This is a genomic window from Duganella fentianensis (genome assembly GCF_009857835.1).
GTDB lineage: Bacteria > Pseudomonadota > Gammaproteobacteria > Burkholderiales > Burkholderiaceae_D > Rugamonas > Rugamonas fentianensis.
Genome location: NZ_WWCL01000002.1, coordinates 207185 through 231282, shown reverse-complemented (window position 1 = coordinate 231282; position 24098 = coordinate 207185). Strand labels below are relative to the sequence as shown.

Below are 24098 nucleotides of genomic sequence, written 5' to 3'. Positions count from 1 at the left end.
AGGCCCCGCAAGCGTCGTGCGGATTGCGACGAAACGCAAAAAACGGGTGCTGAACGACATTTAGGCGCGTCAGGCGGGCAAACGGATCACGGCATATAGCCCGCCCTGAGGGTGGTTGGAGAGCTGCAGCTGGCCGCCATGCGCTTCGATTACGCTGCGGGCGATGCCCAGCCCCAGCCCCATGCCGCCGTCATTCTGTTCGCGCCCGTGGGCCAGACGCACATAGGGATCGAACAGGCTGGCCAGCGCATCTTCCGGCACGCCTGGGCCGTGATCGCGCACGGCGATGGCCACCATGCCGTCCGCACTGGTGACGCTGATCTCGGCCCGCTTGCCGTAATACAGCGCATTATCAAGCAGATTGCCTATGGCCCGCTTCAGCGCCAGCGGCTTGGCCCGCACACTCAGGCCGGTGTCCTGATAAGCCACTTCGTGACCGGCCAGCCGCGCACTGCGCACCAGCCGCCCCAGCATGGCATCGAGCTTCACTTCGGCGGGGTTCTCGTGGATGTCGCTATCCTTCACGCACTGCAGTGCGCCTTTCACCATCATATCCAGCTCGTCCAGATCTTCTTCGAACTCGTTGCGCAAGGCCTCGTCGTCGAGTAATTCCGAGCGCAGTTTCAGCCGCGTGATGGGGGTACGCAGGTCATGGGAAATCGAAATGAACAGCCGCTCGCGGTCTTCGATATAGCGCTGGATGCGTTCGCGCATGGCGCTGAAGGCCCGTGCCGTGTTGATGAATTCGCGGCTGCCCGTTTCCGGCAAAGGCAGGGTCTTGTCGTCCTGCCCCTGCCCGAAGGCTGCCGCCGCCTCCGACAGTGCGGCCAGCGGGCGGGTAATCCAGCGCACCACCAGCAGGCACAAAAGCAGCACCACGGCCAGCGACAGGCCCTGCAGGGCCAGCCGGTCCCACGCCAGCGGATCGTTACTGCTCAGGAAGTAGGGATTCGGCATCAGCGCCGCCATGTACAGCCAGTTGCCCGGCTCGATCTCGGTCTGGATCACCAGTATCGGCGCAGGATCGGGCTTGAGTAGCAGGATGTGCTGCACCCATGCGTCGGGCAGATCATTGAGGCGCACGCCATCTTCCGACACCACCAGCTGATCGGGCCACGCAAACGCCAGATGCGACGGCGGCGAATGGGGCAGATCGCTTTTCAGCGTCGCCGCCACGCTCTGCAAAGCGCTATCGGCCAGCGGCGTCGCCTCGATGCTGTGCACCGGCACATAAGCGTGGTTGAAATTGACGAAGAAGCGCGTGCCGCCCATTTCGCGCAGCTGCTGGATCAGCAGCTGGCGGTAATTGGCCGGCAGGCTGCGGAAGAAACGGATGGCGCCGGACGCGCCGTGCGCCACATACTGCGAGGCTGACTGCACTTCCACCTGCGCCTTGGCACGCAGCTGGCTGGCCCAGATATAGCTGGCCACCAGTTGTGTCAGCAGCAGCCCAGCCACCATCACCAGACTCAGACGCCCCAGCAGCGAGGCAGGCCACAGCCGCTGCCGGAAACTAGGCATGGGAGACCACCACATCGGCCGAGAACACATAGCCGGCGCCGCGCACCGTCTTGATCAGGGCAGGCTGCTTGCCGTCGTCATTGAGGCGCAGGCGCAAACGGCTGATCTGCACATCGAGCGAGCGATCGAACGGCCCGGCATCGCGCCCGCGGGTTTCCTCGCACAGCGCGCTGCGGTCCAGCACCACACCGGGATGCTCGACAAAATATTTGAGCAGCTGGAAGTCCAGCCCCGTCAGCGCCACCAGCTGGCCATCCTGCGCGATCACCTTGCGCTCCATCAGATCCAGCGTAAAGCCGACAAAGCGGTAGTAGCGCACCGCGGGCTGTTCCTGCGCCGTGCGGCGCAGTATCGCCTTGATGCGGGCCAGCAGTTCGCGCGGGCTATACGGCTTGGCAATGTAGTCGTCGGCGCCCAGTTCCAGCCCGACGATGCGGTCGGTCTCGTCGGAGCTGGCCGTCAGCATGATGATGGGCACGTTGGAGCGCTGACGCACCTGCTTGCACAGTGCGAAGCCGTCCGTATCGGGCAGCATCACGTCCAGTATCACCAGCGAGAGCTGGTCCACATGCTGCTGCAGTTCGGCCAGAAAGCTTTCGCCGTTATGCGACAGGATTACTTCATACTGGTTCTTCTCCAGATAGGTCTTGAGCAGAACCCGGGTCTTCTGGTCATCGTCTACGATCAGGATTTTGCGCACCGACAGCTCCTTGGCTTCTCAGATTAAACAGGCGGAATAGCGCACCTAGCCGGCGCTGGGCGTCGGCCGGAGTGGCTTTATCATCCAGAAAATAGCGGTGTATCTCGGCGATGATGGCATCGCGGCTGGCTTCATCAGTCGCCATGCGGTGCACCATGCTGGGCGCCTGCACGGCAGCACCCTGGGCGAAACTGCTCCACGACGCACGTGCGCAGCTATCCATGCGGCTGGCATCGGCATCGCGCCGCACGGGCACCGAACCTTTCAGCTGGTTGTACTCGCTCTGCGCGGCCGGCGTCACCAGCAGGCGTGCCATGCGTTCCTGTGCCGGCATGTGACGGTAGTCGCCGGCAAACATGGTGAAGGTGTCGACGCTGTACAGATGGTATCGGGCCGTACCCGGCGCCGTGCCGCAGGCAAAATCTTCATCGAGCAGCATGCCCCGTTCTATCAGTTCCGGCCTGGCCCAGTCGCCCATGATCATCATGGCCGCTTCCTTGCGGGCGAACTGGCGCACCACATCGGGCCACGGTTTTTCATCGAGCTGGTTGCTGATCCAGCCCTTGATGGTACGCAGCCGCTCCAGCGCTTCCGCCGTGCGCCGGTCTGCAGCAGCGGCCGGATCACGCCGCACGAACAGATCGCGATAGAACTCGGGGCCGCTCTCGGCCAGCAGCAGGTTTTCGAACAGCGCAGCCACCTGCCACGCTTCGCTGCTTTGCGCCAGCGGCTGCACACCGGCCGCCTTGAGGCGCAGCGCCACGTTCTGGAATTCGGCCCAGCTCTGCGGCGGCGCCAGCTTGTGCTGTGCCAGCAAGGCGCGGTTGTAATACAGGGTATTGATGCGATGGATGCCTAGCGGCGCTGCCACCACATGTTTGCGGTGGCGGATCAGGTTCTGTATGGTGGGGAACAGCACGCCATTCCAGTTGGCGGCCGTGGCGACGTTATCGATTTCCAGCAGCAGCCCTAGTTCGGCCCATTCGGCGATCGAGACACCGATAATCTGCGTCACTTCCGGCGCATCGCCGGCCAGCACGCGGCTCTTGAGCACCTTGCCGGCGCCCAGCCCTGCCCCACCCGGTATCGCCGCATCGCGCCATTCCAGCCCTTCTTCGGCCATGCGCGCAGCCAGCGCATTGGCGGCCCTGCGTTCGGTACTGGAAGTCCACCAGTGCAGCACCTGCAAGGTGGCTGGCGCAGCGCCAGAGGCAGCCGATGCGGTGGCGGAACTCTGGCTGGCGGCATGGGCGTTGCCGGGACCGGAGAGCGCCAGCAGCAAGCTGGCAAATACGCCATAACGTAACCGGCAAAGCCCAGGCACGGCTACATGTTTTCTTGACGCAGTCACTCGTTATCCCGAATAAAACAGTGTCTGGATTATAACGGAGTCGGACGCTGGCGGAACCTCCGCGCAGCGTCCGTTACACCACTAAGCCGGTGGCGACGCATGGATACAACACTGCGGTATCCAATGCGCCGCCGCGCAGCTTAGAACTTGGCTTTGATACCCAGACTGTAACGTGCACCGTTTTCATACACGCCCACCGGCAGGCCATTGGTCGTGTTGGTACGAATCACTGCGTTACCGATATTTACCGCCGTCAGATACAGACTGACCTTAGGCGTAATATCCCAGCTGGCCGAAGCATCCCACTGGCCGTAGGCGCTGGTGACATCCTGACCGCCTTCGTCGAGCGCACCATAGGCTTTGGAACGGTAGTTGTAGGACAGACGGACGCTGTAGCCATCTTTTTCATAGAAGCCCGTCACGTTGGCCTGATTGCGCGAGTTACCCACCACGTTGAGTTTCTGGCCGCCTTCGTTGGCACCCGTCTTGGCATCGGTGAAGGTGTAGTTGACGATGGCGCCGAAGCCGTTGCTGAAGGCTTGCTGCCATTGCAGTTCCAGACCGTTGACGGTTTCGCCGTTGTTGGCGTTATACGGACGGGTCACCGTACGGGTCACGCCTGCCACATTCTCCTGCGCCGATTTGGTGTAGATGAAGGTGTCCAGCTTTTTGGCGAACAGCGTGGCCGACAGCAGCGAGGCATCGGCGTAATACCACTCGGCGCCTATCTCGGCCTGATTCGCATGGTAGGGCTTGAGCAGCGGATTGCCGGCCGTAGCAGCGTTGGTGGTGCCACTGACTTCGGTGCTGGCGCTCAGATCCGAATAGGTGTTGCGCGCCATCACACGCGACACGGCACCGCGCACCAGCAGGTCTTTATTCACCGAATACACGGCGTTCAGGTTGGGCAGCACGTCGGTATAGCTGCGCGTGACGCTGCCCAGCGTGTAGTTACCGTCACCCTTGAGCGCCTGATAGGCTTCCGAAGTCTGGTCGGTCTTGACGATACGGGCGCCGAAGTCGCCGCGCCACTGGCCTACGGAAAAATCGGCACGGGCATAGGTCGCGTAGATTTTTTCCTTGATGCGGTAGTACTCGTTCTTGGCTTCCGCATACACCATGCCCTTGTCGTACATGGCAAAGCCTTTGGAATAGGCCAGACCGTCATCCACCCATGCATACTGGGTCAGCGAGCCGGCATTCGCGGCTTTCTGGCTCAGTAGCGGCGAAGCGCCGGTGGACAGATCGGCCAGCGTGAACGACTGCCAGCCCGGATTGTTCGGACCATCGGTACCGATGATGCGGCGGTTCTGCACCGTGGTATCGCGGAACTTGGCGCCGAATTTCAGCGATTTCAGGAAGTCGCCATTCAGCTCCAGCGTCAGATCGGCCTGCGCATAGTTTTCCTTGGTCTCCATGCGGCGTATCCAGTCGCGCGAATTCTGCAGCACCAGCTTGGTCGGATCGAGCGGATTGATATCGAGGTATTTCACCTCGTAGGTGTCGGGCGCGATATTGAAGGTGGTGCGGGTATTCCCCACGAACCAGAAGTTGCGGTCATGATCGCTGCCGCCCGAGCCCTTGGTGGTGCCGGCCTGCCCATGCAGCTTCCAGTTGTCGCCATCGTAGGTGCCATCCAGATCGAGCACCTGCGATTTCACATACGACTGGCGGAAGATAGGTTCGAACGAAACGCCGCCGGTAGGGCCTACCGTGCCGCCCACCAGCGCCTTGGTGCCGTCGGACGTGGTGATGAATTTCGGATCGATGACTTTCAGATTATTCTTGCCATCGGCCAGACCACCGGCTTCCCACAGGTAGTTCTGGTTGCTGTTATCCATGCTCATATCCGAGTTCATGTAATTCAGCGTCAGATCTGTATTCGCATTCGGCCGCGCCTGCAGCGTGATATCGCCCGTGGTGCGCTTGCGGTCCTGACGGAAGATGGCCGAGCCGCCACCCCACGAGGCATAGGCACCGGGCGTCACGACGCCGTTCTGGTCGGTGATGTTGTACTTGGTGGTGTCGGTGAAGTTTTCCAGACCGTCGCGGCGCATGGTGCGCTGCTGGCTGCTCAGCGCTACCAGTGCACCGAAAGTCTTCTGGTCATTGGTCCAGCTCAGCAGACCCGATACTTGCGGATCGGTTTTCTTCGGCAGCTTGCTGTAGGTGGCTTCGGCCGAGACTTGCGCCACCAATGGTTTCAGCTGGAACGGCTTGCGCGTCTTGACGATCACCAGACCGCCTATGCTGCCTTCGTCCAGATCGGCCGAAGGGCTCTTGTAGACGTCGATGCTGCCGACCAGTTCGGAGGCCAGAATATCGTAGTTGAAACCGCGGCTTTGCGAGTCGTTCTTCCACCAGTAGCCGGAAGCCACGGCCTGACCATTGAGCTGGGTCAGGTTCAGATTCTTGTCGGTGCCGCGCACGAAGATGTCGCGCCCTTCGCCCCAGGTACGGTCCACCGAAATGCCGGGCACGCGCTGCAGCGAGTCGGCCACGTTCTTGTCGGGGAACTTGCCCACATCTTCTGCCGTTACGGTGTCGACCACGTTGCCGGCATCACGTTTCTCGGCCAGATTGCGTTTCAGCCGCTCGCGGATACCGCGCACTTCCACTTTCTGCTCTTCACTGCCACTTTGTGCTACCTCCGCTGCAGCCACCGCATCGGCATCTGCCGTCGCAAACACCTGCGGTGCCACCGCACTGCCCAGCGCCAGCGCGATCAGGTGAGGTAATATTTTTTTCTTGAGTACCGGCTTAGTCATTCAATTCTCCTTGTTGAAAACAGTGAACCGCGTCGATATCAGGCACTGCGCATCATACTGCGCGCCGCCGACACCATATTTCCGGGCTGCAGACGGCGTAGCGCCTGCCCCCGCTCGTCAAACACGTGGAAGGCCGTGCTATCTGCTGAAAAGACGATGCTCTGTCCTATCGCGACGTGTCTTTCTCCGTCCCCACGTATCACCACGTCTTCTCCACCTTCACGACTGACGTAGATGTAATTGGCTTCGCCCAGGTGTTCGACCACACTGACCTCGCCTTTGAATAGCTCCGAACCGGCATCCGATTCGCTGATATGTTCCGCCCGCAGCCCCAGCGTGACGGCCGCACCGGGCGCCAGCGCACTGCCATCGACGGCGGCGCGTACCGTTTCGCCGCTGGCCAGCTGCACCAGCACCCCGCCCGCGTGGGCCGTGAGCACCGTGCCGGCCAGCAGATTCATTTTGGGCGAGCCGATGAAGCCCGCCACGAACAGGTTGCGCGGCTGCTGATACAGGTCCAGCGGCGTGCCGGCCTGCTGGATATGCCCTTCGTGCATCACTACGATCTTGTCGCCCAGCGTCATGGCTTCCACCTGATCGTGCGTGACATAGACGATGGTGGCGTCGAGCTGGCGGTGCAGCTTGGCGATTTCGAGCCGGGTCTGTACCCGCAGCGCGGCATCCAGATTCGAGAGCGGCTCGTCAAACAGGAACAGACGCGGTTCGCGCACTATGGCGCGACCGATAGCCACGCGCTGGCGCTGACCGCCCGACAGCTCGCGCGGCAGACGCTCCAGCAGATGGCCGATTTTCAGCGTGGCCGCAGCGCGTTCGATACGTTCGCGGATCTGCGCCTTGTCCTTGCCCGCCACATTCAGGCCGAAGGCCATGTTCTGGTACACCGTCATGTGCGGATACAGTGCATAGCTCTGGAACACCATGGCGATGCCGCGCTCCGCCGGCGGCAGATGGTTGACCACCTGATCGCCGATCAGCATGCTGCCGCCGCTGATCTCTTCCAGGCCGCACAGCATGCGCAGCAGCGTCGATTTGCCGCAGCCGGAAGGCCCGACCAGCACGACGAATTCACCATGGGCGATGTCCAGATCGATACCGGCCAGAATATCGGTCTTGCCATCGTAGGACTTGCGTAATGCTTGAAGGCTGACACTAGCCATGTAATTCCTCTTTGATTATTTGACCGCGCCAGCCGTCAGGCCGCGGATCAGTTGACGCGAAAACAGTGCATACAGGATCAGCATGGGAATCACGGCCAGCGACAGCGCCGCCAGTACCGAGTTCCAGTCCGTGACGTACTGGCCGATGAATTGCTGCACCCCGAGCGTGACGGTGCGGGTAGGTTCCGATGGCGCCAGAATCAGCGGGAACCACAGGTCGTTCCAGGCCGGGATCATGGTGAACACGGCCACGGTGGCAATGGCTGGACGGATCAGCGGCAGGATCACCTGAAAGAAAATCCTCACTTCGCCCACGCCATCGCAGCGCGCCGCATCCTTGAGTTCCGCCGGCACCTGGCGCATGAATTCGGACAGGATCATCACAGCCAGCGGCAGGCCCTGCGCCGTGTACACCAGCACCAGCGCCGTCAGCGTGTTGACCAGCTCCAGCCTGACCATCAGCTCCAGTATCGACACCGTGCCGAGACGGATGGGAATCATGATGCCCAGCGCAAGGAATAGCGCGAGCAGCCGGCTGCCCATGAAGCGGTACTCCGACAGCGCCCACGAGGCCATGGCGCCGAACAGCACGATGCAGCCCAGCGACAGCAGTGTGACGATCAGGCTATTCCCGAAATACTGCAGGAAGTTGGTGCTCTCGATGACCTTGACGAAGCCGCTGAAGGTCAGGGTTTCCATAGTCGGCAGGGCCAGCGGATCATCGAAAATGGCAGCCCGCGTCTTGACCGAGTTAATCAGGATCAGCGCGATCGGGAACAGCGCCAGCACCGTGTAGGCCAGCAGTGCGGCATGCACCATCAGGCGGCCGGCGTCGATGCGTGCTTTGCCCGCCGTAGCAGGCAGTTGGGGCGTTACAGTATATTCAGGTTTCATGGCAATCACAGTCATGGCGCATCCTTCACAGGGCGTAGCGGGTCAGCCGGCGCTGCACGGCCACGAAGTACACGCCTACACCAGCCAGTATCACGAGGAACATCAGCGTGGCCACGGCAGAGCCCAGATAGGCATTGCCCACCTGCGCCTGATAGCCGAAGAAGGTGCGGTAGAACAGCGTGCCGAGGATGTCGGTCGAGTAGTTCGGCCCCGCCAGCGCCCCTTTGACGGAATAGATCAGATCAAAGGCATTGAAGTTGGCGACAAAGGTCAGGATGGTGACCAGGCCCAGCGTCGGGTAGATCAGCGGCAGCTTGATCTGCCAGAAGATGCGCAGCGCGCTGGCGCCTTCCACGTGGGCTGCCTCGACGATTTCATCCGGCACAGCCAGCAGTGCGGCATAGATCAGCATCATCGGCATGCCGATGTACTGCCAGACCGAGACGATGGACAGCGCGGTCAGCGCCGTCTCCTCCTGCCCCAGCCATGGTGCAAACAGCTCGGCCAGTCCGGCAAAGCCCAGCAGCTTCTCGCCCACACCCCACAGCGGCGACAGGATCAGCTGCCAGATAAAGCCGATGATCACCACCGACAGCAGCGTAGGCAGGAAGATCAGCGTGCGATAGGTACGGGCTCCGCGCAGGCCTTTGAGGCTGAACAGCGTGGCCAGCGCCAGCCCGACAGGATTCTGCAGCAGCATGTGGATGGCGAAAAAACGCGCGTTATTCACCATGGCGTTCCAGAAGCCGGCCGACCAGTCGGGATCAAGCAGGATGGTGCGGAAATTTTCCAGCCCGGCGAATACGGCCTTGCCATTCTCGTCGGCGCTGAAGAAGCCTTGCGCCAGCGTCTGCGCCAGCGGCATGGCGCTGAACAGCGTGTAGACCAGCAGGGCCGGTGCAAGAAACAGCACCAGCTGCCACGGCCTGACTGTGTGAACTGCATGTTTCAAGGAGGACTCCAGTATTCGTGTCTGTGCGGGAGAAAAAAGGGACCGGCACCGCGCCCGGCGCCGGTCTAAGAATCACACCATCATCGGGGGAGACGTATGTGATGCTACTTCTGCTGTGGTTTGTACCACTTGGCAAAACCGCTTTGCAGCTTGGCCGCAGCATCTTTCGGTGCCAGCTTGCCGTTCAAAACCTGTGCGTTGACGTTCCACAGTTCGCTCTCCATGCTGGGCTGGCCGCGGTTCAGCACCTGCGCGTTGAAGCGTATGGTGGAAGCGCAGCTATTGCGCCACTCCGCCACCTGTTTGGCGACGGGATCGCGCACGGCGATCAGGTGGTTGGATAGCGAAAAGAAGCCCGTCACGCGATTGGTGTACAGATCGGCAAACTCCTGCGAGCCCACCCAGGCGAGGAATTTGTAGGCATCGTCCTTGTTGCGCGATTTGCGGTTGATGCCTATGCCGATATCCATGTGGTCGGAGATGAAGCAGGGATCGCCGAGCTTGCGCACCGGCGGCGGGAAAGCGCCCAGTTCCAGCCCTTGCACCTGACCGAAATACGAGATGTCCCACGAACCGGCCGGATAGATGGCGGCCCGGCCCAGCGAAAACAGGTTCTGGCTATCGCCATAGGTCTGGGCGCTGGCACCCTTGGGCAGATAGCTGCCCATGCGCTGCTCGAACTGCAGCGCTTCAACAAACGGCGCATCCGTCAGACGGGCTTTGCCGGCGATCAGCGCCTTGCGGCCTTCCTCGCCACGCCAGAAATTCGGGCCGATATTGGTATAAACCATTTGGCTCGATTCCCACTGGTCGGCTGTACCCAGCGCCAGCGGCATCACGCCACCCTTCTTCAGGCCATCGAGCACAGCGAAGAACTCGTCGACCGTGCGCGGCGGCTGCAGATTGAGCTTCTTGAAGATCTTTTTGTTGTACAGGAAACCGTGGATCACGGATGCGATGGGCATGCAGAAGGTGTCTTTGCCATCGTCGGTCTGCCAGGCCACCATGGCCGAGGCAGGGAAATTCTGCATGCCGGCCTTGCCATCGAGCTTCTCCAGCTGGCCCTTTTTGTACAGCGACAGCGATACATCGAAGGGGCGGCAGGCAATCAGGTCGCCCGCTGTGCCGCCAGCCAGCCGCGCAGCGAGGCTGGAGTCGTATTCGGTGGGGGCAGTCGGCGCGAACTTCACTTCTATGCCCGGATGGTTTTTCTCGAAGGCGGGCAGCAGCACTTTCTCCCACAGGGCTTTGTCATCCACGCGCCAGCTTTCGATAATCAGCGTGCCGGCCTGCGCCGCAGGAGCCAGTATGGCAGCGGCGAGCATGGCGTTACGGAGCAAGGTGCGTACAGTCATGTATATCCTTATCTATGGCTATCTTTACAACGATGAGGCCATACTAGCACCGCTATTTATGTGACAAAACCGTCCGTGGTCTGCGACAACATAATCACTAAGTCATTGATTTCATTGGCCATTTAAAATTATGAAACCGCACTGGACTTACACTTCGTAACGCACACTGGCATAGACAAGCGAAAAACCGCGAAATCTGGCGACGTTATGCAATGCAAGGTAAGAAAACCTTACAAAACTTAACAAAACTCTTGCGCCACTGTTGTCAGTTCGCCGCATCCGCCTTTCCCGCTTACCGCAACTCGTCACACGCCGGTAACACACGGTCGCTAAGCTCTCGCGTTTTCTACTAACGCACGATCGGTCTTTTATGTACATCGCTACCCCTTACGCAAAAACCCGTTTGCATCTGGCGCTGGCCGCCGCTGGCCTGTGCGCCCTGCACGCCCCTGTTATGGCAACCGAAGATGGCAGCGAAGGTGCGCTGTCCAAAGTATTTGTCAAAGCCACGGTGGAAAAGAAGAAGCTGGGCGATAGCGTCAGCGGCGGTGCGCTGGGCCGCAAATCCGAACTTGATACGCCGTTCTCCACCAAGGCTGTCAGCAGCGACGAAATCGAAGACCGTCTGGCCACCAGTATTTCGGAAGTGCTCAAATACGATGCTTCCGTCACGGCTATCAGCCCGCCCATCAGCACCCACCCGGCCACCATACAGATGCGCGGCCTGCGCCTCGATGACCTGAACGGTTACAAGATCAACGGCCTGGCTGCCGTCAACCGCGGTACCGAAATGCCGCTGGAAATGTTCGAAAGCGTGGAAGTGCTGAAAGGCCTGAGCGGCTTTATGTACGGCTTCGGTTCGCCGGGCGGCATCGTCAATTACGTCAGCAAGCGCCCTACTACGGACAAGAGCTTTAGCGCAGCGCTGGGCTATCAGGAAGGTGGCGCGCTCAAGGAACACTTCGATATCGGCGGCCGTCTGGGCGAAGAAGGCGGCTTCGGCTACCGCCTCAACCTGCTGCATGAAGATGGCGGCGTACAGGAAGAAAGCGGCACCATCCACCGTAACGCTGCTGGCCTGAATCTGGAATGGCGCATCAGCGATGATGTCGCGCTGACCTACGAATCGCTCTACCAGCGCCGCAAGAGCGTAGGCGGCACCGACGTGGTGCTCTCCACTTCCTACGCGGTGCCACGCCCGATCGCCGGCAACAGCAAGCTCAATAGCATAGGCGCCGGCAGCGACGTGGAATTCGTCATGTACACCATGGGTATGGACGCACGCGTAGCACCGGACTGGATGATGAACCTGTCCTATCGCACTTCCGACTCCACCCGCGTCTACAAGAAGGACCAGTACTACATCACCAGTGACAAGGGCGACTATAAGGATCGCGTCACTTCGGAGCTGCACGGCTACCACTTCGACCAGATACAGGCTAGCTGGGAAGGCAAGCTGCAGAAATGGGGCGTGGCGCACGATATCGTGACCGGCTTCACGTCGCAGAACCTGACGTCCACCTCCTCGGCCGTCACGCCCAAGACCTATCTGGGCACGGGCAATCTGTACGCGCCTACCATCATCAACGTCAACAGCATCAACTGGAGCGGCGGCACCTATCAGGATGAGGCTACCCGTCAGGAAGCCGTGTTCTTCAGCGACACCGTCAAATTCAACGACAACTGGTCGGTGCTGGCCGGTGCGCGCTACAACCGCTTTAACGAAAACGCCTACAACACCAAGAACGTGGTGACGGCCAGCTATCCGGCCAACCGCACCACGCCTACCGTGGCGCTGATGTTCAAGCCGGCGGCGGACACCACTCTGTACGCCAGCTATGTGGAAGCGATGGAGATGGCCTCGAATGCGCCCGCCTCCGCCGTCAACGCCAACCAGACCTTCGCACCGATCAAGAGCAAGCAGGCGGAAGCGGGCATCAAGACGGAGCGCAGCTTCTGGAATGCCAGCGCGGCGCTGTTCCAGATCAAGCGCGGCGCGCAGTACACCAATGCGGCCAATGTCTTCGTGGCCGATGGCGAGACCAAGTATCAGGGTCTGGAAGTGAATAGCGTGGTTCAGGCCAGCAAAAACCTGTCCGTCGAAGGCGGCATCATGCTGCTCGACGCCACGCTGGAAAATGCGGCGCCCGGCTACAGCGGCAAGCGTGCTGTCGGTGCACCGCGCCGTCAGGCTTCGATACAGGCCACCTGGCGCGAAGTGCTGCCGGGCCTCGCCCTGCACGCCGGCTCGCAATATCTGGGCGAGCTGCCGCTCGATGCGGCCAATGTCCATACGCTGTCCGGCACCACGCTGTTCGATGCGGGCTTCAACTACCGTCAGCGCTACTTCGGTAAGATGGTCAGCGTGCGCGCCAACATCTCCAACATCGCCAACCGCAAGTACTGGACCTACTATCAGGAGAACTACCTGAACGTAGGCTCGCCACGCACGGTCAGCGTCAACCTGCGGGTGGACTTCTAAGCATGCCGGCCCCACGCCTTGCCCGCACTGGCACTGCCGCTGCCGCGCTGTCCCTGCTGCTGTCGTCGGCCTACGGTCAGCATTACCAGACCAAGACGCCGTATCAACCGCAGCTGGCCAGCGCCCGCAGCGAAGCTGTGCCGCAAGGCTACCGGCCTATCCATACCCAGCTGCTGGCACGCCATGGTTCGCGCGGGCTGACCAGCATGAAGTCCGATCTGGCGCTCTACAATCTGGTACAACTGGCAAAGCAGCAGCACGCGCTCACCCCGCTGGGCGCGCAGCTGGAACCGGCCATCTTCCAGATGATGGAGGCCAACGCCTTGCTGGGCTATGGCGTGGCAGGCATACGCAAACCCGGCTACGGCAACGAAACCATGCAGGGCATACGCGAACACCAGCAACTGGCACAGCGAATGTATCAACGCATGGCACCACTCTTCCAGCCAGCGGATGCCGGCAGCGGCGCAGCACCGCGCCAGATATTGCTACTCAGTTCGGGCAAAGACCGTGCGGTCGATAGCGGCGAGTACTTTGCGCAGGCACTGTTCGCTTTGCAGCCGGCGCTACAGGCACAACTGGTGCGTCCGGCCCCGCTGGCACCCCGCAGCAGCGGTAGCAGCGCAAGCATTGGTGGCGCTGGCAGCGGCAGCAGCGCTGCCGGCACCGACCGCTTCCTGCTCTACTTCCACAAACTCAATCCCAAAACGGATCTGGTCAGCGACAGCAGCGATCCGCTGTATGCCGCTTATCAGGCCAGCCTCGCCTATCAGGCATGGCTGCGCAGCGAGGCCCTGAGCCAGCGACTCGCTGCGCTGGAAGCCCGGCCAGAACTGGCACAGGCAGCGCACGCCGTACTGGCGCGCCTGTTCCGGCCGGCCTTCCTGCGTGCGCTAGGCGCCGGCCAGCATACGGCAGCCAATACCGGCAGCATGCAGTTCAGCAGCAAAGATGGCCAGTACACCAGCCGCCTGACGGGCGATGGAGAAACGGTACTGCGTACGCCGGTCGATGCCGCACTGGCTTTGTATGAGCTGTACGCTGCCGCCGCCGACATGCAGGACGAACTTCGCACCGACTTCCACCGCTTCCTGCCACAAACGCAAGCCGCCGTATTCGCCGCCCACGAAGATGCGGTGAGCTTCTACAGCAAAGGCCCCGGCCTGCAGGAAAACGGCAGCGTCAACTACGCCATGGCCCAGCCCCTGCTCGATGACTTCTTTGCAGAAGTCGAAACCGTGGCAGCGGGCGACCTGCGCCACGTCGCCAAGCTGCGCTTCGCCCATGCGGAAATCGTCATCCCCATGGCGGCCCTGCTCGGCCTGCAGGGCATGTCCGAACAGCTGACAGCGTCGACGCCTTATAGTTACAAATCCAGCCCATGGCGCGGCGAACGGGTGGCGCCCATGGCGGCCAACATCCAGTGGGATGCTTATCAAAACGATCAAGGTCAAATCGCCGTGCGCATGCTGTACAACGAACAGCCCGTCGATTTCAAAACCAGCTGTGCTTACGCAAAACTTACGGCCGCAAGCCAGTTCTACGACTTTGCCCGCCTGCGCCGCTGCTATCAACGCCCGGGCGAATGACGCGGGGTTAATTTCTTAAACGTTCTGACAAGATTGCCCGTGCTGCAGTGCATCAAAAGCAACATTTATTGCAATCGATTTCGAAACTAGCCTTTCCCTGGTGATAAACTTGGTAGGTCTTTGCCACCTATGAAAGGCTTATCCCATGAACCAGATGAACCGCCGCCAGTTCCTTCGGGTAACTGGCGCTGCCATCGCGGGTTCAAGTATCGCGTTACTCGGCTTTACCCCGGGCACGGCCTTGGCCGAAGTCCGGCAATACAAGCTAGCGCGCAGTACTGAAACCCGCAACACCTGCCCCTACTGCTCCGTCGGTTGCGGCATTCTGATGTACGGTCTGGGCGACGGCGCGAAAAACGCCAAGTCCACCATCATCCACATCGAAGGCGATGCCGACCACCCTGTCAATCGCGGCACGCTGTGCCCGAAAGGCGCCAGTCTGGTCGATTTCATCCACTCCGAAAACCGTCTGCTGGCACCGGAATACCGTGCCCCGGGCGCCACGGAATGGAGCCCCATTTCGTGGGATGACGCGCTGACCCGCATCGCCAAGCTGATGAAGGCTGACCGCGACGCGAACTTTATCGAGAAAACCCCCGAAGGCAAAACCGTCAACCGCTGGACCACCACCGGTATGCTGTGCGCCTCCGCTGCCACCAACGAGGTAGGCTACTTAACCCATAAAACCATGCGCAGTCTCGGCATGCTGGCATTCGACAATCAAGCACGTGTTTGACACGGTCCAACGGTGGCAGGTCTTGCCTCGACATTTGGACGTGGTGCGATGACGAATCACTGGGTAGACATCAAAAATGCTGATGTCATCCTGGTCATGGGCGGTAACGCAGCAGAAGCACACCCTTGCGGCTTTAAATGGGTCACGGAAGCGAAAGCGCATCGCGGCGCCAAGCTGATCGTGGTCGATCCGCGCTTTACCCGAACCGCTTCGGTGGCGGACTATTACGTCCCTACCCGTACCGGTGCGGACATCGTTTTCCTCGGCGGTATCATCAACTACCTGCTGACCAACGATAAGATCCAGCACGAGTACGTGCGCAACTACACCGACATGCCGTTCATCGTGCGCGAGGACTTCTCGTTCAAGGATGGTCTGTATTCGGGCTACGACGAAAAAGCCGGCAAGTACACCGACAAGAGCAGCTGGAACTACGAGCTGGGCGAAGATGGCTATGCCAAAGTCGATCCGACGCTGGAACACCCGCGCTGCGTGTACCAGCTGATGAAGGCGCATTATTCGCGCTACACCCCGGCCATGGTGGAGAAAGTCTGCGGCGTACCGCCGGAGAAATTCAACAAGGTCGCGGAAATGCTGGCATCGACGGCCGTACCGGGTCGTGCTGCCACCATCCTGTATGCACTGGGCTGGACCCAGCACTCGACGGGCGCGGAAACCCTGCGCACGGGCGCGATGGTGCAGCTGCTGCTGGGGAATATGGGTATCGCTGGCGGCGGCATGAATGCGCTGCGCGGTCACTCGAATATTCAGGGCCTGACTGACCTTGGTCTGCTGACCAATATGCTGCCCGGTTATCTCACCCTGCCCGGCGAAGCCGAACAGGAATGGGATGCCTATGTAGCCAAGCGGGCACTCAAGCCACTGCGTCCGAATCAGCTCAGCTACTACAGCAACTCCAAGAAATTCCTCGTCAGCTTCATGAAGTGCTGGTGGGGTGATGCAGCCACGGAGGAGAACAACTACGCCTTCGACTATCTGCCTAAACTGGATAAGCCTTACGACATGATGCAGGTGTTCGAGCTTATGCACCAGGGGAAGATGAACGGCTACATCTGCCAGGGCTTCAACATTCTGGCCTCGGCACCGGACAAGCAGAAGATTACCGAAGCACTGTCCAAGCTGAAGTATCTGGTGGTGATGGACCCGCTGGCCGTGGAAACGGCGGAATTCTGGCGTCCGTTCGGCGAGTTCCATCAGGTCGATCCGACCAAGATCATGACCGAAGTATTCCGCCTGCCGACCACCTGCTTCGCCGAAGAACGCGGCTCGCTGGTGAGTTCCTCGCGCGTGCTGCAGTGGCACTGGCAGGGCGCCGATGGTCCGGGCCAGACCCGCAGCGATCTGGAAATCATGTCCGGCCTGTTCCTGCGCATCAAAGCGATGTACAAGAAGGATGGCGGCAAATTCCCTGATCCTATCCTCAACCTGACCTGGCCTTATGCCCAGCCGTATAGCCCGCAGCCGGAAGAACTGGCGATGGAATACAACGGCAAAGCACTCAAGGAGCTGACCGATCCGAAGGACCCGACTAAAGTCATCCTGAAGAAAAACGAGCAGCTGGCCGGCTTCGCGCAACTGCGTGACGATGGCAGCACCGCCTGCGGTTGCTGGATCTTCGCCGGTAGCTGGACCGCCGCAGGCAACCAGATGGGACGGCGCGACAACAGCGATCCGAGCGGCATAGGCCAGACCCTGAACTGGGCCTGGGCATGGCCGGCCAATCGCCGCGTGCTGTACAACCGTGCTTCCTGCGACACCAAGGGCAAGCCATGGGATGCGACCCGCAAGCTGATCGCGTGGAACGGCACCAACTGGGCCGGACCGGACATCCCCGACTTCAAGGCCGACGAGCCGCCGGAAAACGGTATGGGCCCGTTCATCATGCTGGCAGAAGGTGTAGCACGCTTCTTCTCGCGCGAGGCCATGGCCGAGGGACCGTTCCCCGAGCACTACGAGCCGTTCGAAACGCCGGTGGGCCACAACCCGCTGCACCCGAACAATGCGCGCGCCACCAGCAATCCGGCTGCGCGCATGTTTGCCAACGACCGCGCCAAGCTGGGCAAAGCGGCGGAGTTCCCGCACGTGGCCACCAGCTACCGTCTGACGGAGCACTTCCACTACTGGACCAAGCATGCCAAGCTGAATGCCATCATCCAGCCGGAGCAGTTTGTGGAAATCGGCGAGGAACTGGGCAACGAGATCGGCGTGAAGCACGGCGACCGCGTCAAGGTCAGCTCCAAGCGTGGCCACATCATTGCCAAGGCAGTGGTGACCAAGCGTATCAAGGCGCTGACCATAGACGGCAAAAAGACCCATCAGGTGGGTCTGCCTATCCACTTCGGTTTCAAGGGGGTTACCAAACCTGGGTACTTAATCAACACGCTGACACCGACCGTTGGTGACGGCAATTCGCAGACACCGGAATTCAAGTCCTTCCTGGTGAAAGTGGAAAAAGCATGATGACCCAAGGAGAATAACCATGCCTTTACAATCCCTTGATATCAAGCGCAAATCCGCTACCACCGTGCAGGAGCCGATGGCTCGCACGCCCGTCATCGGTCAGGTAGCTAAACTGATCGATGTGAGCAAGTGCATAGGCTGCAAGGCCTGCCAGACCGCCTGCATGGAGTGGAACGATCTGCGTGACGAAGTCGGTGAGACCACCGGCGTGTACGACAACCCGACCGACCTGTCACCACAATCGTGGACGGTGATGCGTTTCACCGAACACGAGAAAAACGACGGCAACCTCGAATGGCTGATCCGCAAGGACGGCTGTATGCACTGCGAGGACCCGGGCTGTCTGAAAGCCTGCCCGGCACCGGGCGCCATCGTGCAGTACACCAACGGCATTGTGGATTTCCATCAGGAGAACTGCATAGGCTGCGGCTACTGCGTGGCGGGCTGCCCGTTCGACGTTCCGCGCATTTCGAAGAAGGACGACCGCGCTTACAAATGCACCCTGTGCTCGGACCGCGTGGCGGTAGGACAGGAGCCTGCCTGCGTCAAGACCTGCCCTACCGGCGCCATCGTATTCGGCTCCAAGGAGGACATGAAAGACCATGCAGCAGAGCGCATCGAAGATCTGAAGTCGCGCGGCTACGCCAATGCCGGTCTGTATGATCCGGCCGGTGTGGGCGGCACGCACGTGATGTATGTGCTGCACCATGCGGACCAGCCTGGCCTGTACCACGGTCTGAAAGCCAATCCGTCCATCAGCCCGATGGTGGGTATGTGGAAGGGTCTGACCAAGCCGCTGGCACTGGCCGGTATTGCTGCGACGGCGCTGGCGGGCTGGTTCCACTTCACGCGCGTCGGTCCTAACGAAATCAGCAAGGACGAAGAAGCCGCAGCACTCAATGAAGCCAACCGCATCCGGGAGGGCGAATAATGGAAAATCTGCACCGCGATAAAGACGGCAATCCGCTGATCGACCGTTATTCGCCGGATGAGCGCAATCACCACTGGCTCACGGCTGGCTGCTTCATTCTGCTGGCACTGTCAGGTCTGGCCATGTTCCACCCGGCCACGGCCTGGCTGGCCATGCTGTTCGGTGGCGGCCAGTGGACGCGTATCCTGCATCCCTTCATCGGGCTGGTGATGTTCGGTTCCTTCGCCATGCTAGTGAAGCGCTTCTGGCATCACAACCAGTTCGAACCGGGTGATAAGGAGTGGCTGGCCCAGATCGGTGACGTGATCAACAACCACGAAGAAAAACTGCCCAAGTCCGGCCGCTACAACGGCGGGCAGAAAATGCTGTTCTTCGTGCTGATCATCTGCATGACAGGCCTGCTGATTTCGGGTCTGCTGATCTGGCGCGCCTACTTCTCGGCCTACTTCCCTATCGATCTGGTACGGCTGGGCGCCCTGCTGCACGCCACCTTTGGCTTCATCATCATCTGCGCCATCATTGTTCACATCTACGCGGGTATCTGGGTACGGGGTTCCATCCGTGCCATGGTGCGCGGCACGGTCACCTACGGGTGGGCGCGCAAGCACCACCCGCGCTGGTTTGAAGAAGAGGCGCGTAAATCGCGTAAATAGTCAGGCTGTCTAATCCCCTAGTTTGGGATTAGAATAGTCCGGAGTCGGCGGCGCAGTCGCCGCCGGCAATCTGGGAGAGATTTTTGGTACAACGCCTGCTTGCCCCCGGCGAGATCGAGGCACTCGATCACACCGCCATTCCACGTCTGCTGCTGCCGCAGCCGAAAGCCCTGTTCACTGCCCGTGCTGCGCGTCTGCGCCAGCTGGCCAATAACGAAATCAAAGGAATCCCCGTCGGCGAAACGCTGCGCGGCTATCTACTGCTGATGGCAGCACTGGTCGATGCGCAGGCCGCCGTGGCGGACTCGCTGCCGGCCGAGGTGTTTGCCTTGCCGCCGGCCGCCGCCATCGACCTGGCTATCGAACATCATATGCCGCCGCTGCCCGTCAACGGTGAGCGCCCTGCTTCATGGCGCCTCGTATTCGACGCCCTGCTCGACCATCTGGCACCGCTGGCCGCCGGTCAGCCGCAGATGGCGACGGTGCTTAGCGAGCTGCGCGCACTCGATAACGGTCAGCTGGAAGGCTGCGCCGATGCCGTGCTGGCAGAGCTGACCGATGGTGTACACCCGCTGCATGCACCGTTTGTCGCCGCTGCGCTGCAACTGATGTGGACCATGCGCTCTGCGCAACTGGACTCACGCCGCGTACAACCGCTCATCACCAACACCCTGTGCCCCGTCTGCGGTGCCCATCCTGTGGCCAGCGTAATCCGCATCGGCGGCCAGTCGCAAGGCTACCGCTACCTGCATTGCAGCTGCTGCTCGAGCGAGTGGCATATGGTACGGGTCAAATGCTCGTGCTGCGAAGGAACGGCCAAGGTAGCCTACCAGAGTCTGGAAGCGGCCGATGCGCCCACGCCGGACGATGCGCCGGTCGCCACCGGCAAGGCCAACGATCCTAGCAAAGTGGCACGCGCCGAAACCTGCGACGAGTGCCATACCTACCGCAAGATCTTCAATCAGGAGCACGATTACAACGTCGATCCGCTGGCCGACGATCTGGCCAGTCTGGCCATCGATGTGCTGGTTGGCGAAGCGGGCTATGCGCGCGCCAGCGGTAACCCGCTGTTATGGTTCAGTGCCGAATGAGTAACGGCACTGAAAATACCGGCGCCGAAGCCGGCAACGTAGAGGCAGGCGCTATCCGCCTGCCTGCCGTCCACCTGCTGCTGTCCGATCCGGCCTGTGCCGAACTGATAGCCGAATATGGCCGGGTGCAGACGCTGGAAACGGCGCGCCTGCTGCTGGCCGAGCTGCGCAGCCTGATGCTGGCCAGCCGTCGCGATGGCGCTGCCATGCAGGCCGCACCCGATATTCCCGCCGTGCTGACACAACTCCGCGAACGCCTGCGTGCCAACAACCGTTCGCCGCTACGCCCTGTGTTCAATCTGACGGGCACCGTGCTGCACACCAATCTGGGCCGCGCCCTGCTGCCCGATGCCGCCGTGCAGGCAGTGACGGAAGCGCTACGCTGGCCCATGAATCTGGAATGGGATATCGAGACAGGCAAACGGGGCGACCGCGATAACCTGATCGAAGAACTGCTGCTGGAACTGACGGGCGCCGAAGCGGCCACCATCGTCAACAACAATGCCGCTGCCGTGCTGCTGATGCTGAACACCATCGCACAGGGCAAGGAAGTCATTGTCTCGCGCGGTGAACTGGTGGAGATCGGCGGTGCTTTCCGCATCCCCGACATCATGACGCGCGCCGGTGCCGTGCTGCGCGAAGTGGGCAGCACCAACCGCACCCACCTCAAGGATTACGCCGAAGCCGCCGGCCCGCAGACAGCGCTGATGATGAAAGTCCATTGCAGCAATTACGCGATCACGGGCTTCACCAAAAGCGTAGAACTGCCGGAACTGGCACCGCTGGCGAAGAAGGCCGGTGTGCCACTGGCCGTCGATCTGGGCAGCGGCACGCTGGTCGATCTGGAACAGTATGGCCTGCCGCACGAAACCACGGTACGCGAGACTATCGCCGGTGGCGCCGATCTGGTCACTTTCAGCGGCGACAAGCTGCTCGGCGGCCCGCAGTGCGGCATCATCGTTGGCCGTGCCGATCTGATTGCGCAGATCAAAAAGAATCCCCTCAAACGCGCCCTGCGCGTGGGCAAACTGACGCTGGCGGCATTGGAGCCTGTGCTGGCTTTGTACCGCGCACCGGATCTGCTGCCGGAACGTCTGACCACGCTGCGCCTGCTGACCCGCCCTGCCAGTGCCATGCATGCGCTGGCACAGGAGATTGCACCGCTGATGCAGGCCGCACTTGGGGCACAGTATCAGGTGCAGAGCGAAGCGATGATGAGCCAGATCGGCAGCGGCGCACTGCCGGTGGATCAATTGCCTAGCTATGGTCTGGTAATCCGCGCCAACGTAGACAAGGCAGCCGGTAAAAATGCCGGCCAGCGCACCAGCAACCCGCTGGGCGCACTGGAGCAGCGTTTGCGCGCCCTGCCCGTGCCTGTCATCGGCCGCGTGGCACAGGATGCGCTGTGGCTGGATCTGCGCTGCCTCGACGAGCACCAGCGCCAGCGCTTCATCGATCAACTGGCACTGCTGCGCGCATGATCATAGGCACGGCAGGTCACATCGACCACGGCAAGACCACGCTCACCCGCGCCCTCACGGGCGTGGACACCGACCGTCTCAAGGAAGAAAAGGCGCGCGGCATCTCCATCGAACTCGGTTATGCCTACACGCCGCTCGATGATGGCGACATCCTCGGCGTAATCGATGTACCCGGCCACGAAAAATTCATTCGCACCATGGCCGCCGGCGTCACGGGCATCGATGCCGCACTGCTGGTAATTGCTGCCGATGATGGCATCATGCCGCAGACGCTGGAACACCTGTCCATCCTGCGCATGCTGGGCGTGCGGCGCGGCGCTGTAGCCCTCGCCAAAGCCGACCGCGTCGACGCAGCGCGACTGGAACAGGTTGAGCAGGAAATCCGCAATCTGCTCGCTCCCACCGATTTTGCCGATGCCGCCATCTTCCGCACCAACGCCAGCGCTGCCGGTGACGCTGGCGTGCAGGCGCTACGCCAGCATCTGGCGCAGATGGCCAGGACTTTGCCAGCCAGCGATGAACGCCGATTGTTCCGTCTCGGCGTAGACCGCGTATTCACCCTGCAGGGACAAGGCACCGTCATCACCGGTACTGCACTGGCGGGCCGTGTGCAGATAGGTGATGTGCTGCAGCTGGCACCTAGCGGCTTGCAGGCACGCGTGCGCAGTATTCACGCTCAGAACCGCAGTGCCGAAGCTGGCCATAGCGGCCAGCGGCTCGCGTTGTGCCTGAGTGGTGTGAGCAAGGACGATATCGCCCGTGGTAGCTGGGTGGTGGCACCGGCACTGGCCGAGTGTTCCGAGCGCTTCGATGCCACCCTGACGCTGACACCCGATTGCGCCCAGCCACTCAAGCCCTGGTCGCCCGTACACGTGCATCTGGGTGCCGCCCACCACACCGCCAACGTAGTGCTGCTGGAAGGCGAATATCTGGCGCCGGGCCAGACGGCACGCGTGCAACTGGTGCTCGACGCTCCCGTCCATGCCGTCGCCGGCGATCGCTTCGTGATCCGCAATGCACAAGCCACGGCCACCATAGGCGGCGGCATGGTGCTCGATCCTTTCGGCCCTGCGCGCAAACGGCGCAACAGCGCGCGGCTGGCATGGTTGCAGGCCATGGCGGAATTCATCGACAGCGGCGACACCAGCGCTCTGCTGGCGCGCTCGCCGCTCGGTCTGCGCGCATCGGCGCTGGTGCGCTTGTCGCAACTACCCGCAGCGCAACTGGACATCCCCGCCGACACGCTGCGCCTGTCTTTGCAGGGCGGCGACGAACTGCTGCTGGCCGCGGCCGAATCCGACCGTCTGCAACAGCAGATACTCGCTGCGCTGGCAGCCTTCCACGAAAAGGCACCGGACGATGCCGGCCCCGAACTGTGGCGTCTGAAACGCATCGTCTCGCCGGAGATGGAAGAACGCCTGTGGAGCCGCCTGATCGACAATCTGCTGGCGTCAGGTCAAATCTGCCAGCGCGGCCGCAGCCTGCACCTGCCCGATCATAGTGTGGAACTGAGTGCGGAAGAACAGGCCATTGCGGCGCCCCTGCTGGCGGCGCTGCAGGCAGGCCGCTACGATCCGCCATGGGTGCGTGATCTGGCACGCGATCACGCCATCGCCGAAGCAGAAGTACGGCGTTTGCTGCGCAAACTGGCCAAGAGCGGGGATATCAGCCAGCTGGTGCCGGACCTGTTCTATCACCCGCAGCCGCTGGCCGAACTGGCAGAACTGGTGACCACGCTGCCGGAAGTACAGGCAGCCTCGTTCCGCGACGCCACAGGACTAGGGCGCAAGCGCGCCATCCAGATCTTGGAATTCTTCGATAGGGTCGGCTATACTCGACGCGTAGGCAATGTGCACATGGTGCGTCCGAACGCAGTCTGGGTCTACCGCGCTTAAGGACCGCACTCAAACACAGCGCATCAGCATCGCACTAGTC

At 61.3% G+C, this 24098-nt stretch carries 16 protein-coding genes; 8 read left to right on the top strand and 8 right to left on the bottom strand.

What is annotated here, in order from left to right; translation table 11 throughout:
- Positions 1 to 69: 69 nt before the first annotated feature.
- The 8 genes from GTP23_RS08885 to GTP23_RS08850 all read right to left on the bottom strand — a co-directional run bounded on the left by GTP23_RS08885 (position 70) and on the right by GTP23_RS08850 (position 10719).
- Positions 70 to 1521, bottom strand: coding sequence for a sensor histidine kinase (locus GTP23_RS08885; RefSeq protein ID WP_229256015.1), 1452 nt, complete (start codon positions 1519 to 1521; stop codon positions 70 to 72).
- A complete protein-coding gene (locus tag GTP23_RS08880) occupies positions 1514 to 2221 on the bottom strand; it encodes a response regulator (RefSeq protein ID WP_161034860.1) in 708 nt (235 codons plus the stop codon). Before GTP23_RS08880 ends, GTP23_RS08885 begins: the two co-directional genes overlap by 8 nt.
- Positions 2193 to 3545 carry an ABC transporter substrate-binding protein gene (locus GTP23_RS08875; protein WP_161034859.1) on the bottom strand — a complete coding sequence of 451 codons (1353 nt, stop codon included), beginning with the start codon at positions 3543 to 3545 and terminating at the stop codon, positions 2193 to 2195. The genes GTP23_RS08880 and GTP23_RS08875 overlap by 29 nt, the downstream gene beginning before the upstream one ends.
- 167 nt (positions 3546 to 3712) lie before the next feature.
- Complete coding sequence (locus GTP23_RS08870; protein ID WP_161034858.1) at positions 3713 to 6340, bottom strand: TonB-dependent receptor; 2628 nt, start codon at positions 6338 to 6340, stop codon at positions 3713 to 3715.
- A gap of 38 nt (positions 6341 to 6378) precedes the next feature.
- Positions 6379 to 7518, bottom strand: a complete 1140-nt coding sequence (locus tag GTP23_RS08865; RefSeq protein WP_161034857.1) for an ABC transporter ATP-binding protein — start codon at positions 7516 to 7518, stop codon at positions 6379 to 6381.
- Positions 7519 to 7533: 15 nt separating this feature from the next.
- On the bottom strand, positions 7534 to 8337 hold the full coding sequence (locus GTP23_RS08860) for a carbohydrate ABC transporter permease (RefSeq protein ID WP_202412173.1): 804 nt from the start codon (positions 8335 to 8337) through the stop codon (positions 7534 to 7536).
- A gap of 100 nt (positions 8338 to 8437) precedes the next feature.
- Positions 8438 to 9364, bottom strand: coding sequence for a carbohydrate ABC transporter permease (locus GTP23_RS08855; protein WP_161034855.1), 927 nt, complete (start codon positions 9362 to 9364; stop codon positions 8438 to 8440).
- Positions 9365 to 9468: 104 nt separating this feature from the next.
- Positions 9469 to 10719: an ABC transporter substrate-binding protein gene (locus GTP23_RS08850; protein WP_161034854.1), complete on the bottom strand. Its 1251-nt coding sequence runs from the start codon at positions 10717 to 10719 to the stop codon at positions 9469 to 9471.
- Between the two features lie 370 nt (positions 10720 to 11089).
- On the opposite strand from GTP23_RS08850, the gene GTP23_RS08845 reads away from it, so the two are divergent.
- The 8 genes from GTP23_RS08845 (at position 11090) to selB (ending at position 24058) form a co-directional block, all read left to right on the top strand.
- Positions 11090 to 13201: a TonB-dependent siderophore receptor gene (locus GTP23_RS08845; RefSeq protein WP_161034853.1), complete on the top strand. Its 2112-nt coding sequence runs from the start codon at positions 11090 to 11092 to the stop codon at positions 13199 to 13201.
- 2 nt (positions 13202 to 13203) lie between these two features.
- Positions 13204 to 14790, top strand: a complete 1587-nt coding sequence (locus GTP23_RS08840; RefSeq protein WP_161034852.1) for a histidine phosphatase family protein — start codon at positions 13204 to 13206, stop codon at positions 14788 to 14790.
- A gap of 145 nt (positions 14791 to 14935) precedes the next feature.
- Positions 14936 to 18007, top strand: coding sequence for a formate dehydrogenase-N subunit alpha (gene fdnG / locus GTP23_RS08835; protein WP_161034851.1), 3072 nt, complete (start codon positions 14936 to 14938; stop codon positions 18005 to 18007).
- A 19-nt stretch (positions 18008 to 18026) separates the two neighbouring features.
- Entirely contained in the window at positions 18027 to 18938 is a 912-nt protein-coding gene (gene fdxH / locus GTP23_RS08830) for a formate dehydrogenase subunit beta (RefSeq protein ID WP_161034850.1), read from the top strand.
- The gene (locus GTP23_RS08825; RefSeq protein ID WP_161034849.1) at positions 18938 to 19591 is read left to right on the top strand and encodes a formate dehydrogenase subunit gamma; all 654 of its coding nucleotides are present in this window, start codon (positions 18938 to 18940) and stop codon (positions 19589 to 19591) included. The genes fdxH and GTP23_RS08825 overlap by 1 nt, the downstream gene beginning before the upstream one ends.
- Positions 19592 to 19674: 83 nt before the next feature.
- Positions 19675 to 20682 (top strand): formate dehydrogenase accessory protein FdhE, encoded by a 1008-nt coding sequence (fdhE, locus tag GTP23_RS08820; RefSeq protein ID WP_161034848.1) that lies wholly within the window; start codon positions 19675 to 19677, stop codon positions 20680 to 20682.
- Complete coding sequence (selA, locus tag GTP23_RS08815; protein WP_161034847.1) at positions 20679 to 22163, top strand: L-seryl-tRNA(Sec) selenium transferase; 1485 nt, start codon at positions 20679 to 20681, stop codon at positions 22161 to 22163. The genes fdhE and selA overlap by 4 nt, the downstream gene beginning before the upstream one ends.
- Positions 22160 to 24058 (top strand): selenocysteine-specific translation elongation factor, encoded by a 1899-nt coding sequence (selB, locus tag GTP23_RS08810; protein WP_161034846.1) that lies wholly within the window; start codon positions 22160 to 22162, stop codon positions 24056 to 24058. Before selA ends, selB begins: the two co-directional genes overlap by 4 nt.
- The last annotated feature ends 40 nt before the right edge of the window (positions 24059 to 24098 follow it).

What these genes read in the sequence shown, in the direction of transcription:
- GTP23_RS08845 (WP_161034853.1), top strand. Translation starts at nt 11,090, where the DNA reads ATGTACATCGCTACCCCTTACGCAAAAACCCGTTTGCATCTGGCGCTG.
- GTP23_RS08850 (WP_161034854.1), bottom strand. Translation starts at nt 10,719, where the DNA reads ATGACTGTACGCACCTTGCTCCGTAACGCCATGCTCGCCGCTGCCATA.
- GTP23_RS08840 (WP_161034852.1), top strand. Translation starts at nt 13,204, where the DNA reads ATGCCGGCCCCACGCCTTGCCCGCACTGGCACTGCCGCTGCCGCGCTG.
- GTP23_RS08870 (WP_161034858.1), bottom strand. Translation starts at nt 6,340, where the DNA reads ATGACTAAGCCGGTACTCAAGAAAAAAATATTACCTCACCTGATCGCG.
- GTP23_RS08865 (WP_161034857.1), bottom strand. Translation starts at nt 7,518, where the DNA reads ATGGCTAGTGTCAGCCTTCAAGCATTACGCAAGTCCTACGATGGCAAG.
- GTP23_RS08825 (WP_161034849.1), top strand. Translation starts at nt 18,938, where the DNA reads ATGGAAAATCTGCACCGCGATAAAGACGGCAATCCGCTGATCGACCGT.
- selB (WP_161034846.1), top strand. Translation starts at nt 22,160, where the DNA reads ATGATCATAGGCACGGCAGGTCACATCGACCACGGCAAGACCACGCTC.
- GTP23_RS08885 (WP_229256015.1), bottom strand. Translation starts at nt 1,521, where the DNA reads ATGCCTAGTTTCCGGCAGCGGCTGTGGCCTGCCTCGCTGCTGGGGCGT.
- fdxH (WP_161034850.1), top strand. Translation starts at nt 18,027, where the DNA reads ATGCCTTTACAATCCCTTGATATCAAGCGCAAATCCGCTACCACCGTG.
- selA (WP_161034847.1), top strand. Translation starts at nt 20,679, where the DNA reads ATGAGTAACGGCACTGAAAATACCGGCGCCGAAGCCGGCAACGTAGAG.
- GTP23_RS08860 (WP_202412173.1), bottom strand. Translation starts at nt 8,337, where the DNA reads ATGGTGCATGCCGCACTGCTGGCCTACACGGTGCTGGCGCTGTTCCCG.